The organism is Marinobacter sp. DS40M6 (assembly GCF_028581595.1).
Lineage (GTDB): Bacteria > Pseudomonadota > Gammaproteobacteria > Pseudomonadales > Oleiphilaceae > Marinobacter > Marinobacter salarius.
In genome coordinates this window covers 208,469-225,052 of record NZ_JAFCAE010000002.1, presented here as the reverse complement: position 1 = coordinate 225,052, position 16,584 = coordinate 208,469, and the positions used below count along the sequence as shown (strand labels likewise).

Here is a 16,584-nt window from a genome sequence, read left to right as displayed (position 1 = left end):
CATGAGCAATACCCTGCATCACAAGCTCGCCACGATGCTGGATGTGGTTTACCCGGAAGCGGATACGGGCGTCCTCGCGGATCAACTGCTCGAAACCATGGGGCTGGCGTGGGATACGTCGGCGCCCCCGGCCCACCAGAATAACTGGGACGAATCTGATGTCATGCTGATCACATACGCGGACACCGTCCAGCGCAAGGGTGAGAAGCCACTTCAGACCCTGAACCGGTTTCTCGACGACTGCCTGAATGACACCGTGTCCGCCGTGCATATCCTGCCGTTTTTCCCCTACAGCTCGGACGACGGTTTTTCCGTTATGGATTATCTGGCGGTCAATGAATCCCATGGCGACTGGACAGACATCGAGCGAATAGCTGACGACTACAAACTGATGGCGGACCTGGTGATCAACCACATGTCGGCCCGCAGCAGGTGGTTCGAGAACTTCCGGAAACGGATCGATCCTGGCAAGGATTACTTCTTCGAGGCCAGGCCAACAGACGACCTGAGCGCTGTGGTCCGGCCCCGCACATCCCCGTTGCTTAACGCTGTACAGACAGAGGATGGCGAGCGTTACGTCTGGTGCACCTTCAGTGAAGACCAGGTGGACCTGAATTTTGCAAACCCCCAGGTGCTGAACGAATTTGTGGGCATCATCCGCTACTATCTCGAGCGGGGCGTGATCATTTTCCGGCTCGACGCGGTGGCTTTTCTATGGAAAGAGGTGGGTACGCCGTCCATCCATCTGCAGCAAACCCACGAACTGATCAAGATTCTGCGCCTGTTGATTGAACACCACACCCCCGAGAGCGTTGTCATTACGGAAACCAACGTTCCCAACCGCGAGAATCTGACCTACTTCGGCAACGCCAACGAAGCCCACGTGATCTACAACTTTTCGTTGCCGCCGCTGCTGATCAACACTCTGGTCACTGGCAACTGCCGCCACCTGAAAACCTGGCTGATGAGCATGCCGCCGGCGCAGATGGGCACCACCTATCTCAACTTCATTGCCTCCCATGATGGCGTGGGCCTGCGCCCAACAGACGGCCTGTTGACGGAAGAAGAAAAGCTGCGACTGATCAACACCATGGAATCTTTCGGCGGTAAAGTCTCCTATCGGCGTACGCCAGATGGCAAGGATCAGCCCTATGAAATGAACGTGGCGTTGTTTGATGCCTTAAAGGGAACAGCGGAGAGAGGCTCTGACCATTGGCAGTTGCACCGCTTTATCTGCGCTCATACCGTTATGCTGGCCCTGGAAGGGATTCCTGCGTTCTACATCCACAGCCTGCTGGGCACTGAGAACGACCATGAGCGGGTTAAGAACACCGGTCGCCTGCGTTCCATCAACCGCGGGCAGTGGAACCTGGACACTTTGGAAGCTGAGCTGGCGGACCCGCTGAGCCATCATCACAACGTGTTCACCGAGCTCAAGCGCCTGATTGCCATTCGCCGCAAGCAGCCCGCCTTCCACCCCAATGCTACCCAGTTCACCCTCCATCTCGGTTTGCAGCTGTTCGGCTTTTGGCGCCAGAGCATGCGCCGTGACCAGTCGATCTTCTGCATTCACAACATCACCGATGAGGTCCAGCAGGTGTCCCTTGGCGACATTAACCTGATAGGAACCGACCAATGGCAGGACCTGATCTCTGGCCTGAAGATTGACGACCTGTCTGGCAGCCTGACTCTCAAGCCCTATCAAAGTGTGTGGTTGTCGAACCGGGAATGATGGCAGAATGCGCGGATGCCATCGACAGCCCAGCCCCGCATTCTATTATTGTCCGCCTACGACGCCGGCAGCCATCAACGCTGGCGTGAACAACTGGTGGCCAGCCAGCCCGATTTCGATTGGGAGGTGCTGGCGCTCCCGCCCCGCTTTTTTCGCTGGCGGATTCGCGGCAATGCACTGACCTGGCTACAGGAGCCGGCGCTAAAGGCCCACTATGATCTCCTGGTGGTGACCTCCATGGTGGATCTGGCGTCCCTGAAGGGATTCCATCCTCATCTGGCGCGTACGCCTACGATTCTCTACATGCATGAGAACCAGTTTGCCTACCCGGATTCCGGCCGGCAGCATTCCAGTGCCGAGCCCAAAATCGTTAATCTCTACAGCGCCGTTGCCGCGGATAAAGTGCTGTTCAACAGCGCGTGGAACCGGGACAGCTTTCTGGATGGCGCCCGACGTTTCCTGGAAATGATGCCGGACGGGCTCCCCGATGGCCTGCTGGAGGGTATCGGCAGGAAATCCCAGGTCGTTCCCGTGCCGATCGAAGACCGCCTGTTTGTTGAAAGAGAGAAGCCGATCAACGCACAGTGCCCCCATCTCCTATGGAATCACCGCTGGGAATACGACAAGGCGCCAGACCGGTTGTCTCTGTTGCTGGATTCGCTTGCCGACGCCGGTCAGGACTTCCGGTTGAGTGTGGTAGGGGAGCAGTTTCGCAATGAGCCCGAGGCATTCGGTGGTATACGTGAGCGACACCGGGAGCGCATAGTGAACTGGGGATACCTGCAGAGCAGGGCGGATTACGACCGGTTGCTGGGCGAAGCTGATGTGGCTATCTCCACCGCTCTTCATGATTTCCAGGGGCTGTCGGTATTGGAGGCGATGGCATCTGGCTGCCTGGCATTGGCGCCGGACCGGCTGGCCTACCCGGAATATGTACCAGCGGCGCAACGCTATGCCAGTCACGTGGATAATCCAGCGGCGGAGGCTGACGCCGCAGCCGGTCTACTAAGCCGCTTAATACATCAACCACCGGAGATTTGTAGACCCGGAGATTGGCGGCTCAGTGAACTGCAAATGAAATATTACAAAGTGATCAGTGCAACCCTGGGCCAGCAGACGGTATCCTGAGCCTGACCCAAAACACGGAGTAAGCGCAGATGATGAGAGCCATCAAAGTCAGTGGCGACACACTGAGCTGGGAAGCGTATGAAGCGCCTTCCGAGGTGCCCGAAAATCATGTGGCTATTGATATTGCGTGGACCGCCATCAACCGTGCGGATCTGATGCAGAAAGCCGGTGTGTATCCGCCACCGCCCGGGGCGTCGGACATCCTGGGCCTCGAAGTCAGCGGGACTATTTCCAGGGTGGGAGAGGGTGTTCATAACCTCAAACCCGGTGATGAAGTCTGCGCACTGCTTACGGGCGGTGGTTATGCCACCCATGTGGTGGTGCCTGCGGTTCAGGTGTTGCCCGTTCCAAAGGGTTACAGCCTGAAAGAGGCAGCGGCCATTCCTGAAGTGTTTGCGACCGCCTGGCTGAATCTCTATCACGAAGCTGCACTCAAGCCTGGTGAGAAAGTGCTGGTCCACGCAGCGGCCAGTGGCCTTGGTACGGCCGTGATTCAATTGGCAACGGCTCTCGGCAATCCGGTGTTTGCCACGGCCGGCGACAACGACAAACTCGAGATCTGCAGAAGGCTGGGCGCCAGCGGTGTCTGGAATCGCAAGGACGGTTCGTTCGTCGATGCCATCAAATCCTGGGGCGGGGTGGACATGGTGCTGGACCCCGTTGGCGGAAACTACATCGCCGAAGACCAGAAAGTATTGAATATGGATGGCCGAATCATACTCATTGGCCTGATGGGCGGTCGTATGGCGGAAGTCGATCTGGGGTTGATGTTGATGAAACGCCATCGCCTGATCGGTTCAACCCTTCGGTCCCGGCCCGTGGCGGACAAGGGTGACGTCATGAGTGCCCTGTATAAGCATGTCTGGCCACTGCTCAGTGCCCGGCAGATTGATCCGGTGATTGATAGTGCCTGGCCTATCGAGAAGGCGGGGGAAGCCATGGCCTATGTGGCGGAGAATCGAAACATCGGGAAAGTCTTGTTGCAGGTTGCCGGGTAAACCTCCTTCCCTGGAGGTTTTCCGGATCAATCGGCGATGTGTACCAACTGCTTGCCGAAGTTTTTCCCTTTCAGCATACCCTTGAAGGCTTCCGGTGCGTTTTCCAGGCCTTCCGCGATGGTCTCACGGTATTTGAGTTCGCCAGAAGCAACACGGTCCGCCAGGATATTGGTGATTTCCTGATGTTTGTCCTGCCACTCTGTGACCAGGAAGAAGCGGTGGTCCGGCACCGGGTCCAGCGCCTTGAGTACGTGGAAAGGTGTTTCCACTGCCCCCATATCCTCGGCATTGTAAGCGGACACGAAGCCGCAGATAGGTACCCGAGCGCCAGGGTTGAGTAACGGCGCCACGGCACGGGTCACGGCACCGCCCACGTTTTCGAAGTAGATGTCGATGCCGTCGGGGCAGGCGGCCTTGAGGTCGGCTTCGAGATTGCCGGCCTTATAATCCACGCAGGCATCAAAACCCAACTCTTCCACCACATACCGGCATTTCTCCGGGCCTCCGGCCACGCCGACGGTACGGCAACCTTCTTTCCTGGCAGTTTGACCAACCACCGTGCCCACCGGGCCAGACGCGGCGGACACTACAACGGTCTCACCGGATGTCGGCTTGCCCACGTACATCAGGCCGCAATAGCCGGTGCGTCCGGGCATCCCGGCAACGCCAAGGTAGGCCTGCAGGGGCACGTTGTCCTTCGGTTCAATCTTGTAGACCATCTCCGCATTGGCAGGGAACACTACATACTCCTGCCAGCCCGAGTAACAGGTCACCAGGTCACCCACTTTGAGGTTGTCTGACCGGGACTCGACGATCCGTGCGACGCTTTCGCCAACGATGACCTCATCAAGGCCAATAGGATCCATGTAGCCCTTGGCATCGTTCATGCGGGGGCGCATGTAAGGGTCCAGCGACAGCCATAGCACTTTGGCCAGGACCTCACCTTCTTTCAGTTCGCGGACTGGCCGCTCTTCAAGGGCCAGGTCACCCTCCTGAATTTCGCCCTGCGGGCGCTGCTTGAGAATCACCGCTCGATTGGTATGGTTGGTCACAAATCATCTCCGGTTGCATAATGAAACCAGATTAGGGTGCAGCAGATTCGTTTTGAGGTCAACATCCCGGCTTTGCGAAGCCGGGGTTACATTCTCCTGCCTGATCGTTATAATCACCCAAGCTCAGGACGAGCTGTTTGTTGAACGACGCCAATTTCAGACATCTTCAGGGACCGAAGACATGCCCCAGGCAACCGGACTGCAGTTCACGGCCACCCTTGGCCAACTCCCCAAAGACCTGTTCGTGGTCGCCCGTTTCGAGCTGACCGAGCACCTTTCCAGGCTGTGCCATTGCAAGCTGGAACTGGCCAGTACCTCGCCCGACATCGCCCCCGAAGACGTGCTGGAACAGCCCGTGGAACTGGTGATGTGGCAGGACGGTGTACCGCTGCGGCGCTTTACCGGCGTGATCAACGAATTTGTCCGGGGCGACTCCGGCCACCGCCGCACCCGTTACGACGTCATCGTTCAGCCACCCCTGTGGCGCCTCGACCTGATGCACAACAGCCGCATCTTCCAGATCCAGGCCACCGACGCCATCGTGCGCACCCTGCTGGAAGAGCGGGGCCTTATCGATACCGTGTTTGATTTGAAACGCACCCCCGAAGAACGGGAATACTGCGTCCAGCACCGGGAAAGCGACCTGGCCTTTGTCGAACGGCTGGCCGCCGAAGAAGGCTGGCACTACCGCTATTACCACGGCGATGTGGAAGGCAACGACCAACCCGCCCTCATCATCGCCGACCACCACGGCGACGCCCCCCGGCTCGAACCGGTGGAATACAACGCCAAGGCTGGCGGCAGCACCCGCCAGAGTACCGTCTTCCAGTTCCGCTACCGGGAACGGGTGAAAGCCGCCTCTGTGGCCATGAAGGACTACACCTTCAAGAACCCCGCCTATGCATTGATGCACGAACACCAGGCCGACAAACTCGACGGCCAGCGGGAAGACTATCAGCACTACGATTACCCCGGCCGCTTCAAAGCGGATGCCAGCGGCCAGCCCTTTACCGAAAGCCGTCTCGATGCCCTCAGGAACGACGCCGCCATCGCCGATGGCCAGAGCAATCGCCCCGACTTCACCGTAGGTGCCAAAGTCGAACTCACCGACCACGACAACCCACGCCTGAACCGGGAATGGCTGTTCACCAGCATCACCCATACCGGAGAACAACCCCAGGCTCTGGAAGAGGATGGCAACAACGGCGCCACCACCTACCACAACGCCTTCAACGCCATCCCTGCGGACCGCACCTGGCGGCCCCAGGTCGAACATCGCCCGTTGATGGACGGCCCCCAGGTTGCCATTGTCACCGGCCCCAAAGGCGAAGAGATCCACTGCGACGAACACGGGCGCGTCAAAGTGCGATTCCCGTGGGATCGCTACAGTAAAAACGATGAACACAGCAGCGCCTGGCTCAGGGTCAGCCAGGGCTGGGCCGGTGGCCAGTATGGTTTCATGGCCCTGCCAAGAATCGGCAACGAAGTCATCGTCAGCTTCCTGGACGGCGACCCGGACCAGCCGATCATTACCGGAAGAACCTACCACGCCACCAACACGCCGCCGTACGCGCTGCCGGAGCACAAGACCCGCACCACCCTCAAAACCCAGACCCACAAGGGTGAGGGCAGCAACGAACTGCGGTTCGAAGACGAAGCGGACAAGGAACAGATCTATGTCCACGCCCAGAAAGACCTGGACCTGCTGACGGAGAACAATCGCACCGAGGTTGTTAAGAACGAAAGCCACCGAACGGTGGACAACAACGAGTTCAGCAATATCAAGGGCAGCGACCACTGCACTGTGGACGGTGAGAAGCGACAGACAGTCGGCGGCGACTGCAGTCAGAACATCGGTGGCACTTTCCACCAGAAATCCGCCCAGGGCACGCTAAGTGAAGCGGGCACCGAAGTTCACCACAAGGCAGGCGCCAAAGTGGTGCTGGACGCGGGTGCAGAACTCACCATCTCCGCCGGTGGCAGCCTGCTGAAACTGGACCCGAGCGGCGTGACCCTGGCAGGGCCCGGTATCAAGATCAACTCTGGTGGGGCACCGGGCAGTGGTTCCGGGCAAGGTGTGGTGATGGCGGAAATGCCCCAGAACCTGGAGGGGCTGGTCCATCAGGCCATTGAGCCAGCAGCGCTGCCCGAAGTGCCCCTCACCGCACCACAGTTCAACAACCTGATGTCGGATGCACCTTTCTGTGAAGAGTGCGTGAAGTGTCGAGATGGGGTGTGTGATGTCTGAATCGCAAGGTTTTTGCACACGTCTTGACGATGTTCGTCAGCAGGCTGGGCCCGAAAGCGCCATCTATCTTGTACTGAGTGGCACCAGTGCTTCGAAGCCTGTTCGTCATTTTTACGCCATGGATGGCTTGACCGCCCTTCCGCTGTTTCAGGGCACTCAATACGCGGGGTGGCACGAAGTCATGCCATTCCTGGCACAGGTAACGGAAACAAGCGCATTCCTGGGCTGGATCGACGAATCCGACAGTGCCGACTGGGGCTGGGGATTAGTGAGTAACGCCACGCTGGAGGAGGTGTTCAGCCACATCCGCAGCCTGACCAAGATTCTCCTGCCAGACCGACAAGAGGTGTTCTTTCGCTATTGGGACGCACGGTATTTTGGCGCGATTCTGGAAAGCGTTGATGAGACATGCCGCGCCCAATTGATGGGGCCGATAGCAACCGTGGTGTTGCCTGGAGGCGAGGTCATTGAGCACCCGGGTGCCCCGGATACCGCCAAACCTGTAGAAGAGTTTCCATGGTTTGTTCTGCCCGCCGAAGCTCTGAAGAAAATTGCAGCCCTGTGCTGGGGGCAGCTGGTGGACAATACGGTTTCGGCGCTTGGCAAGAAAAAGCAGACGCCCCTGGTTCGGTATCCTGGGCCCATCGCCCGCCAGAAAGTTGAACGTCATTTACGGCGGTTGACCAGCGGTGACGCCATCACCGAACTGTCTCCGGAACACGTGCAAACCATACACGAAGCTCTGATGCGTGAGGCATTGCAGGGCGCACACTGATTGAGGATGAATCAATGATCGAGTCACGGACGGCTCTTCAGGCTTCAGAACAGACATCCGGCGCACTTCCGGATATCAATGCCATTACCCGGGAGCTTCGGGAATCCCTTTCCAATTCCTACGATGACTGGCGTGACGGCTGGTTCTCATCGATCTTCATGGGGCATGAGCAGGTTCTGGAGGTCAATGGTGAGAACAACCGTGAGGACGTCAGTGAAAACGAGATTGTCTCGTCCACCGTTGCGCCTTGCGAGGAAACCCGAAAAATCAAGATTGCCCACTTCCATGAGAACGTGAGCAAGACTCCGATACCGTCCACGCGTTTCCAGATTCAGGAAAATACCGGATGGATATTCGATAGCTGGGACGCGATTCACAGCGGCACCACGGATGAAAATGGCCTTGCGGAAGTGCCGGTCACTCCCGGAAAGGAATACCGGGTGGTGATGTCTCCTGATGTCTCCCAGGCGGAGATGGATGCGCTCTATCAAACCTACGAGAGCTTCGTAGACCGTTGCTGCGCTCTGCTGGAAAGCACCTGGAACAACGGCGCCCGCCAGGAATGGGACAGTTATCTGTCAATGAGCTCCACGGAACAGTCGCTGGCCGTTTACGGCCGTCTTCAGGAAGGCATCGCGGATGGCTTTACCGCCGTGTTGGATGATATCCGTCGTATCTACGACGTAATCTGCGGTTTGTTGGATTACGACTTCAGCAACCTGCCAGACGATCTTCAGGAACAGATGGAGACGCTGAAAAAAGCCGACGATGCCTATCTCAAGGCGTGCCTTGTGGCTAACGACGAGATCTTCCTGTTCCTGGTGATGTACACCGTCCGTCAGTATTTCAGGCTTCTGTCACCCACTCAGGTAGCTGAAGTCTCGGGCGAGCTGGTTGGGCAGATCCTGTTCGACGTAGTGGTTGGGCTGATCATCACCGGAGGTGCCGGCCTGGCAGCCAAGTATGGTGTTCGTATTGGCAGCAAAGCGGTTGCTGGTGCGATGAACGTGGCGGATGGCGCACGCACCAACAAAAATATTCTCGGGGAATTTCTTGGCCAGTTCGCCAGGGAGTTCCAGGATTTCATGGAGGATATCGGTACCAATCACCGCGCCATCCAGGTGGCCGGCGGTAGCCGCCTGAACCCGTCCAGCACCCAGCCCGGTCCGGACGTTCGAAACCGCAATGCGATGTATCAGCAGATTGCTGACGATGACGAGGTTGTGAACTTGCAGGCTGGAGGCCGTGATCATGCTGCCGCCAGTGAGGCCAGCAAGGCTCTGGTCCGGGATGATCCATCACCCTCTGAAACCGATCAGGGCCGGGTCACGCAGGACAATGAATCCACGGAAAGCGTGGAAGACCCGATCAGCACGGTTACTGGTGAAGAGGTGCTTGAGCTGACGGATGCGCGCCTCAGCGGCCCGTTGCCCTTTGAATTCAAGCGGGTGTATCGCTCCGGCAGCAGTGATCGGCGCCTGGATATGGGTTACGGCTGGCGCCATAGCCTGAACCATGGCCTGAGCTTTGACGGCAACAGCATCACCTGGCATGACCACGAAGGTAAGAATACCCGTCTTCCTGAGCTGGATAGCACCCCCTTTGGCACCAACTCTCAGACCGGCATGGCCGCCTGGAAAGACGGCGAGCAGATTGTTGCCTGCGCCGGGGAGAAAGCACCACGCTACCACTTCCGCCGGGAGGGGGATCGTGGTGTGCTGGTGCAGATTTCCGATCGATACGGCAACAAACTGCAGGTTGGCTATGACCTCCACGGCCAATTGGAGCGAGTGGTCAGTGATGCTGGAGACGCCCTCGCATTCGAATTTGACGGCCCTTATCTCAAAGCGGTCAACCGCCTGCGACGTAAGCTGACCGACACCGGTTACCAGTGGCAGGCGCTGAGGACCGAGCGCCGATACAGCTACGATGACGGTGATGACCTGATCGCGGCTGAAGATGCGATCGGTGGTATCGAACGCTACGGTTATGACAACCACATGCTGACCAGCCGTCAGCTTGCTGGCGGATACAGCTTCTATCTGGAATGGGACGAAGCCTCGCCCAAAGGGCGTTGCATTCACCAATGGGGCGACAGTGCCCAGATTGATACCCGGTTTGAGTGGGACGACGATAACCACAGCTGCACCGTCAGCTACGTCGACGGGAGCAAGGAGATTTGGCGATACGACGGTGCAGCGCAACTGCAGGAAAAGATCGACCCGGACGGTGCCAAACACATCAGCGAGTACGATGAAAAAGGCCGCCTGCAGGCCACCGTTGACCCCATGGGCGCCCGCACCGAGTACCAATACGACAGCAACGGACGCCTGCAGGGTAAAACCGGCCCCGACGGCCAGCCTGTTCTCTTCACCTATCGCAAAGGGCGGATCGCGGAAATCCACCGCAGCGGCCAGACCTGGGCGTTCGACTATACCCAGCACGGTGACCTCGCCCGCGAAACCGATCCAAAGGGACGGGTTACCCGCTACAGCTACAACCCCGAGGGCCAGCTAACTCAGGTAAACCTGCCCGATGGCCGAACCCACAAATGGGGCTGGAACAACCACGGCCAACTGATCGAGGAAACCACCCCCACCGGTGCTTTCTACCAATACCGGTACGATGAATTTGGCCAGTTATTGGCCAAGAAAGACGCCCGTGGCGCCATTACCCGTTATCAATACGATGGCCTGGGGCGGGTGACGGACGAAATTCTCTCTGGCAACCGGCGCCGACAGTACCACTACAACCACTACAACAAAGTAACGCGTTTTGTTGACGAGAAGGGCCGGGAAACCTGCTACGAATACGGCAACAACCTCCACCTGCTGACCCGACGCATTAACCCGGACGGCAGCGAATTGCGCTACCGGTATGATCACCACCGTTTCCTGCTCACCCACATCGAGAACGAACGTGGTGAAGAGTATCGCATCGACTATTACCCGAATGGTCTGGTCAAACAGGAAACGGCTTTCGACGGTCACAGGACGGCTTACCAGTACGACCTGAACGGTCACCTGATCGAAAAAGCTGAGTACGGCACGTCCACAGACGTACTGCAGACCACGGCCTACGAGCGGGATGAGCTCGGTCAACTACTGAAAAAAGTGCTGCCAGACGGCCGTGAAATCCAGTACGGCTATAACGCCGACGGTAAGCTGACCGCTGTGGATGACGGGCGCTGGCCATTGGCCTTTGAGTACGATGAATTCGGCCTACTGAAAACGGAGCACCAGGGTTGGGCGACCCTTCGTTACCAATACGAAGAGATGGACCGCTTGCGCGGCATGGTGCTCCCGGACGGTCAGTCGCTGACCTACCAGCATGATAAAGCTGGCCTTCTGTCTGGCATCGACCTCAACGGAAAACCACTAACCCGCCATCGCATGGCTTCCACCGGCGAGGAAATCGAACGCCAACAGGGCGACCTGTTGAGTGCCTATGTCTACGACGAAGAAGGCCGTCTGACCCAGCACCGGGTGCACCAGGGCCGCATCAAGGACATCGCTGCCCAGCGGGATTACCAGTACGATCCAAACGGCAACCTAAAGGCCATTCAGGACAGCCGCAAAGGCCTGCGGGAATACGTTTACGATCCCATGGACAGGCTGGTTGGCGTGCGAGGTGACCTCTACGAACAACTGATCCACGACCCAGCCGGCAACCTGCTGGAACAAAGCCAAAGCCCGGCCAGTGGAAACACCGCCAACGTACGCGGCAATCGGCTCACCATGCACGGTGACTGCCACTACGAATACGACGAATTCGGCAACCTGACTGAAGAACGCCGTGGTAGGGACCAGAGACTGGTCACCCGGTACACCTACGACTGCGAACACCGCCTGAGCAGCGTCACCAAACCGGATGGAGGCACCTGGCACTACGAATACGACGCCTTCGGCCGCCGCATCGCCAAAACCAACGGCCTGACACGAACCGAATTCCTCTGGCAGGGCGACCGCCTGATCGCCGAGGAAACCGGCGACCAGTACCGCACTTACGTCTACGAGCCAGATACCTTTAAACCCCTGGCACTGGTAGACGGCTGCGGCCCCGAACAGGCCAGCATTTACTATTACCACCTGGACCACCTGGGCACCCCCCAGGAGATTACCAACGCCGAGGGTGGCCTCGTCTGGTCGGTGACTTACCGCGCCTACGGCAACGTCGTCCGCGCTCTGGTCAACGAAATCGACAACCCGATCCGCTTCCAGGGCCAATACCACGACCCGGAAACCGGCCTGCACTACAACCGACACCGGTACTACAACCCCAACACCGGGCGCTTCCTAACCCCGGACCCGATTGGGCTTGCGGGTGGGTTGAATAACTACCAGTATGTTCCGAATCCTACGGGGTGGGTGGATCCGTTGGGGTTAACCTCGGTAAAAGGGGATTGTCCGGGAGTACAGGGGAGTTACAGCCCGATTGTTCCTGGTGGTGGACTCATGAGCCATGAAAAGGCTGGCGGTCATCTATTGGAGCGGCATGTTGGGCAATCAGAGCAACAGTTGTTGTCAAGAGTAGAGCAAAATAGACGAATCAGCGGTGCATCGTCTTTTCTGGATCGTCCTGCTGCAGAAAGAGCAGTTAGTCAGGCGCTAGAGGTAAATGACAGCGGCATCGAAAGATTTCTTAGTGGTGATGAACGACGGCTTGTTATTAATCATTCGCTGGAAGAGACTGTCGGTATTTCAGTGAGACGAGGCGACGCGGCTGCTGGCATTGCTAGTAATGTAAGGGTCGTATTGGAGCGTGATCCGAAAATGTCTATAGGTTACAGAATCGTTACAGGGTTCCCCACATTATGAGTGAGCTTGGATTTGAAGATCTTGAGCAGATACTAGGCGGCTATTTTCATCAAGATTGGATGGATGAATTTTCCTCTGAGAAAGAGGCGATAGAGTATATCTTGAAGAATGAGTCGCGTCGGAAAATTGTTTCTGCTAAAGAAGCTATAGAAGAGGTACTAAATAAAGATATGTCAGAGGAGGAATATAAAGATAAGCTTTTTGCACTGGGAAATGAGTATGAATATGAGTTCGATGGATATAGCAGTAGAGAGTGGTTGGAGTTTTTGCTAGTTTCATTTGATATCAAGTGAGTGGTGATGGATTCGGTTCTGCAATGGAAGTATGTCACCTGATATGCACCGAGAATGCCTGCTAGTGTGAGCATATACGACTCCTGCATCTTGCCAGTTGGATTGGCAACTGGAAGCCATTTTTGGCCCGCGTAGGGGCTTTGGTTTACAGATGTCGATTAGGTAATTTTTATGATGGCGGCGGACATAGAGAATGCTGTGTTCATTTATATCAAAGAAGTGGATAGTTCGTTGTTAAATGAGGTAGTACTATCATCTGATTTTAGATTCTTGAATTCAGCTCCTGTCAGTGTCGAGCCGAAGCAGGAGGCTGAGCAGATGAAAATACACTACGATTCAGTTCTGAATGCGGGATTTGAGAATTGGGGATTCGAATCAACAATTGAGAAACTTAGTATTTCCGAAAGTGAAAACATTCAGTTTATTGGTTTCAAAGGAGCTGGCTATTCAGCCAAGCTTTATTTTGAGGGCATACCGGAAAAGGTGATTGGTGTAATCGTAACTCGGCGTCCTTCAGTTTCACCCGCAATAGACCAATCTGGAAAGGCATTGTAGTCGACCTCACTCCACACACTGCACCTTATCCCCATCTTCCACCACCAGATACCTAGCCGGCAAATCCGGCAGTGAGGTTGTAATCAACTCCTCCAGCCTGCCAGACGCCCGCAACTCACTGAGCCCTTCGTTGAATTTCTCCAGATACCGTTCACTTTCTGGCACCAGTTTGGACAGGATCAGGTACAAGTAATCCGATTGCAGCGGAGTGGTGTGGAAGGTGATTTTGTCGCTGAGGCCGAGCTCTTTCAGCATGCCCATGCCCACGGCGGGCTCCATTGGAAACAGGTCGATTCGGCCGGCCGCAAGTTTGCGGAAGTTGGATTCGTCGGAGGTGGTGACATCGGCACTGATGGTGCCGGCGGCGACGGCTTCCTCGAATTCCTCGCCGTAGTTGTAGTCCTGGGTCAGCCCTATGCGATAGCTTTCCAGGTCTTTTACGTCTTCCCAGTCGAAATCCATGCTGGTGCGATGAAACAGGGCGTAGTTATGGGCGACGATAGGGTCGCTGAAGTGGAAATGCTTTAGTAATTTCCTTCGACAGGTCCAGGCGACTGATCCGTCCCACCGGCCTTTTTCCGCCAGAAGGCGAGCGCGGGACCAAGGGAAAAAGCCATAGGATACGGGAATGTCTTTCTTGGCGAAGGCCAGGGTGACGATTTGGGAAATGACCCCGTAATGAGGTGGTGTGTTTTCCATGTAGGGAGGCCAGTGCCCATTGGTGAGCCTGATGGTCGGAGCCGCTTCGTTGGCTTGAAGCGGCGAGGCGAGGGCGCAGGCAATCAGCGCACTGGTAAGGGTAGTGTAGAGGTGACTCAATAGCTGCCTGATCAACCGAATGAGTCGTCGATCGTGCTTGGGCGATCCCTGCTTAAACATCTGTCCATCCACCAAAGCAGGTGCTGGCCGGATGGCGGGGGTGGTTCACAACACCGCCATCGATCGGTCGCACTAAAAGTTGATGATAGTCAAAGAGTAGCAGTCGCTCAGATCATTACAACCAGTCGGTTTTGGGGGTGCCTAGCGGTGATTGCCCCTCAGGGCTTTTACCTTTTCTTCCAGCACTTCCGCATTGGCCTCCTGCGCGGGTACCGGCTCGCCGGCAATGAGTTCAATCCGCGACCAGAAGCGCTTGGGAAGATGTTTCAACGCAGGCCCGCCGCAGTGGCTGAAGAAGCTGCCCCACAGGCCTCGCAGGGCCATGGGAACGACCGGTACCGGGCGTCGCTCCAGGATGATATCCACGCCGCTGCGGAAGGTGGCTACCTCACCGTCGGAGGTCAGGCGGCCCTCGGGAAAGATGCAGACGACATGGCCGGCGTCCAGTTCTTCGTCAATGCGCTCGAAGGCGGCGTCGTAGATCTCCGGCACCCGATTGCGGGAGCCAATGGGAATGGTTTTGGCAAGCCTGAAAATCGCGCCGAGTACCGGCGTTTTAAAGATCTGGTAGTCCATCACGAATCGGACCGGCCGCCTGATCGCGCCGGCAATCACGAGGGCGTCCATGTAGGTGACGTGGTTGCAGACCAGCAGTGCCGGTCCTTCCTCGGGAATGCGATTCAGGCCTTCGTGGTGTACCCGGTAAATAGTGTGGGAAAGCACCCAGACAATAAACCGAAGGGCGAATTCGGGCACCTGCTGGTACACAAAGCCCGCCACAATCAGGTTCATGATGGCCAGTATCAGGAAGAACTCGGGGATGCTGAGGCCGATCACGCCCAGCATCATCACGCCCATGATGGCGCTGACCACCATGAACAGGGCGTTGAACACGTTCAGTGCCGCAATAACACGGGCGCGCCGTTCCTCCGGGGTTTCCCGTTGCACAAACGCGTAGAGGGGCACGATAAACAGGCCACCAAAAAAGCCGATTCCCAGCAGGTCGATGGCCACTTGCCGGTGCTGGCTGTCGCTGATCATCATCCACCAGTCGGTTGGTACCGGGTTGGCGGGCATGTTGAAGTAGAGGTCGAGTCCGAACAGGCTGATGCCGAGGGAGCCGATGGGCACAATACCCAGTTCTATCCGATGGCCGGAAAGCCGTTCGCAGGCGACAGAGCCTAACGCAATGCCGATGGTGAAGATGGCCAGCAGCAGGGTGACCACGGTTTCATCACCCATAAGGTCGGTCTGGGCAAAGCTGGGGAACTGGGTGAGGTAGGCGGCGCCGAGGAACCAGAACCAGGAAATGGCCATAATGCACAGCAACACCGAGTGATTTTCCGCGGCCAGGCGCATCAGATGCCAGGTTTCCCGCAGTGGGTTCAGGCGTATGGTCATGTCGGGATTGGTGGTGCCGGTCACCGGGACTTGCCGCGCTGCCAGGTAGCCGATGACGGCCAGGGCGAGGACCCCGATTGCTGCGAGTTTCTCCGGTTGGTCGCTGCCCATAAGCAGGCCAGCGGCGAGTGTGCCCACAAGAATAGCCACGAAGGTACCCATTTCCACCAGCGCGTTTCCGCCCACCAGCTCATCGTCCCGAAGCACCTGGGGCAGGATGGCGTACTTCACCGGGCCGAAGAAGGTGGATTGCACGCCCATCAGGAACAACAACAGCAGCAGTGATTCGTACCAGCCGACCCAGAGCCCGGCGGCGGCCAGCGCCATAATGGCGATCTCCGCGAGTTTTACCCAGCGAATCACACGGGACTTTTCATACTTGTCCGCCAGTTGGCCAGCGATACCCGAAAACAGGAAAAAAGGCAGGATAAACAGCAACGCTGCGATGTTGACCACCACATCAATGGGCAGGCCCAGCAGGCCACCAGCCGTGTAAGTAATCAGCAACAGCAGGATGTTGCGGAACAGGTTGTCGTTAAATGCGCCTGAGAACTGGGTCAGGAAGAACGGCAGGAAGCGTCGCTCTGAAAGCAGCCGGAACTGGCTGTGGTCGTCCATGATAGTGATCCATCATCTCGTTGTTGATGGGGAATATTCTGCCACAAACGGGTTACTGAAACAGGGCTCTGGTTGCATGAGCTTTACG

11 protein-coding genes are annotated in these 16,584 nt (G+C 57.2%); 8 read left to right on the top strand and 3 right to left on the bottom strand.

The window, feature by feature from the left end:
* Window position 1 precedes the first annotated feature (1 nt).
* From JJO78_RS05025 to JJO78_RS05015, 3 genes are read left to right on the top strand one after another with little or no spacing between them, the layout of a single operon-like run.
* Window positions 2-1,732: a sugar phosphorylase gene (locus tag JJO78_RS05025; protein ID WP_273623022.1), complete on the top strand. Its 1,731-nt coding sequence runs from the start codon at window positions 2-4 to the stop codon at window positions 1,730-1,732.
* A 15-nt stretch (window positions 1,733-1,747) separates the two neighbouring features.
* Window positions 1,748-2,860: a tRNA-queuosine alpha-mannosyltransferase domain-containing protein gene (locus JJO78_RS05020; RefSeq protein ID WP_228210828.1), complete on the top strand. Its 1,113-nt coding sequence runs from the start codon at window positions 1,748-1,750 to the stop codon at window positions 2,858-2,860.
* Window positions 2,861-2,892: 32 nt separating this feature from the next.
* Entirely contained in the window at window positions 2,893-3,858 is a 966-nt protein-coding gene (locus JJO78_RS05015; RefSeq protein WP_036206891.1) for an NAD(P)H-quinone oxidoreductase, read from the top strand.
* 26 nt (window positions 3,859-3,884) lie between these two features.
* On the opposite strand, the gene JJO78_RS05010 is transcribed toward JJO78_RS05015, so the two are convergent.
* Window positions 3,885-4,910, bottom strand: coding sequence for an NADP-dependent oxidoreductase (locus JJO78_RS05010; RefSeq protein ID WP_228210829.1), 1,026 nt, complete (start codon window positions 4,908-4,910; stop codon window positions 3,885-3,887).
* Between the two features lie 181 nt (window positions 4,911-5,091).
* Here JJO78_RS05010 and JJO78_RS05005 point away from each other — a divergent pair, with 181 nt between their 5' ends.
* The 5 genes from JJO78_RS05005 to JJO78_RS04985 all read left to right on the top strand — a co-directional run bounded on the left by JJO78_RS05005 (window position 5,092) and on the right by JJO78_RS04985 (window position 13,598).
* The gene (locus JJO78_RS05005; protein ID WP_273623020.1) at window positions 5,092-7,158 is read left to right on the top strand and encodes a type VI secretion system Vgr family protein; all 2,067 of its coding nucleotides are present in this window, start codon (window positions 5,092-5,094) and stop codon (window positions 7,156-7,158) included.
* A complete protein-coding gene (locus JJO78_RS05000) occupies window positions 7,151-7,933 on the top strand; it encodes a DUF4123 domain-containing protein (protein WP_136633646.1) in 783 nt (260 codons plus the stop codon). The genes JJO78_RS05005 and JJO78_RS05000 overlap by 8 nt, the downstream gene beginning before the upstream one ends.
* 14 nt (window positions 7,934-7,947) lie before the next feature.
* Window positions 7,948-12,750 carry an RNase A-like domain-containing protein gene (locus JJO78_RS04995; RefSeq protein ID WP_269400113.1) on the top strand — a complete coding sequence of 1,601 codons (4,803 nt, stop codon included), beginning with the start codon at window positions 7,948-7,950 and terminating at the stop codon, window positions 12,748-12,750.
* Complete coding sequence (locus JJO78_RS04990) at window positions 12,747-13,043, top strand: contact-dependent growth inhibition system immunity protein (protein ID WP_075194505.1); 297 nt, start codon at window positions 12,747-12,749, stop codon at window positions 13,041-13,043. The genes JJO78_RS04995 and JJO78_RS04990 overlap by 4 nt, the downstream gene beginning before the upstream one ends.
* Before the next feature lie 171 nt (window positions 13,044-13,214).
* Entirely contained in the window at window positions 13,215-13,598 is a 384-nt protein-coding gene (locus JJO78_RS04985) for a hypothetical protein (protein ID WP_075194506.1), read from the top strand.
* Window positions 13,599-13,604: 6 nt separating this feature from the next.
* On the opposite strand, the gene JJO78_RS04980 is transcribed toward JJO78_RS04985, so the two are convergent.
* Complete coding sequence (locus JJO78_RS04980; RefSeq protein WP_151981795.1) at window positions 13,605-14,477, bottom strand: substrate-binding periplasmic protein; 873 nt, start codon at window positions 14,475-14,477, stop codon at window positions 13,605-13,607.
* Window positions 14,478-14,618: 141 nt separating this feature from the next.
* A complete protein-coding gene (locus JJO78_RS04975; RefSeq protein ID WP_269400114.1) occupies window positions 14,619-16,496 on the bottom strand; it encodes an MFS transporter in 1,878 nt (625 codons plus the stop codon).
* Window positions 16,497-16,584 lie beyond the last annotated feature (88 nt).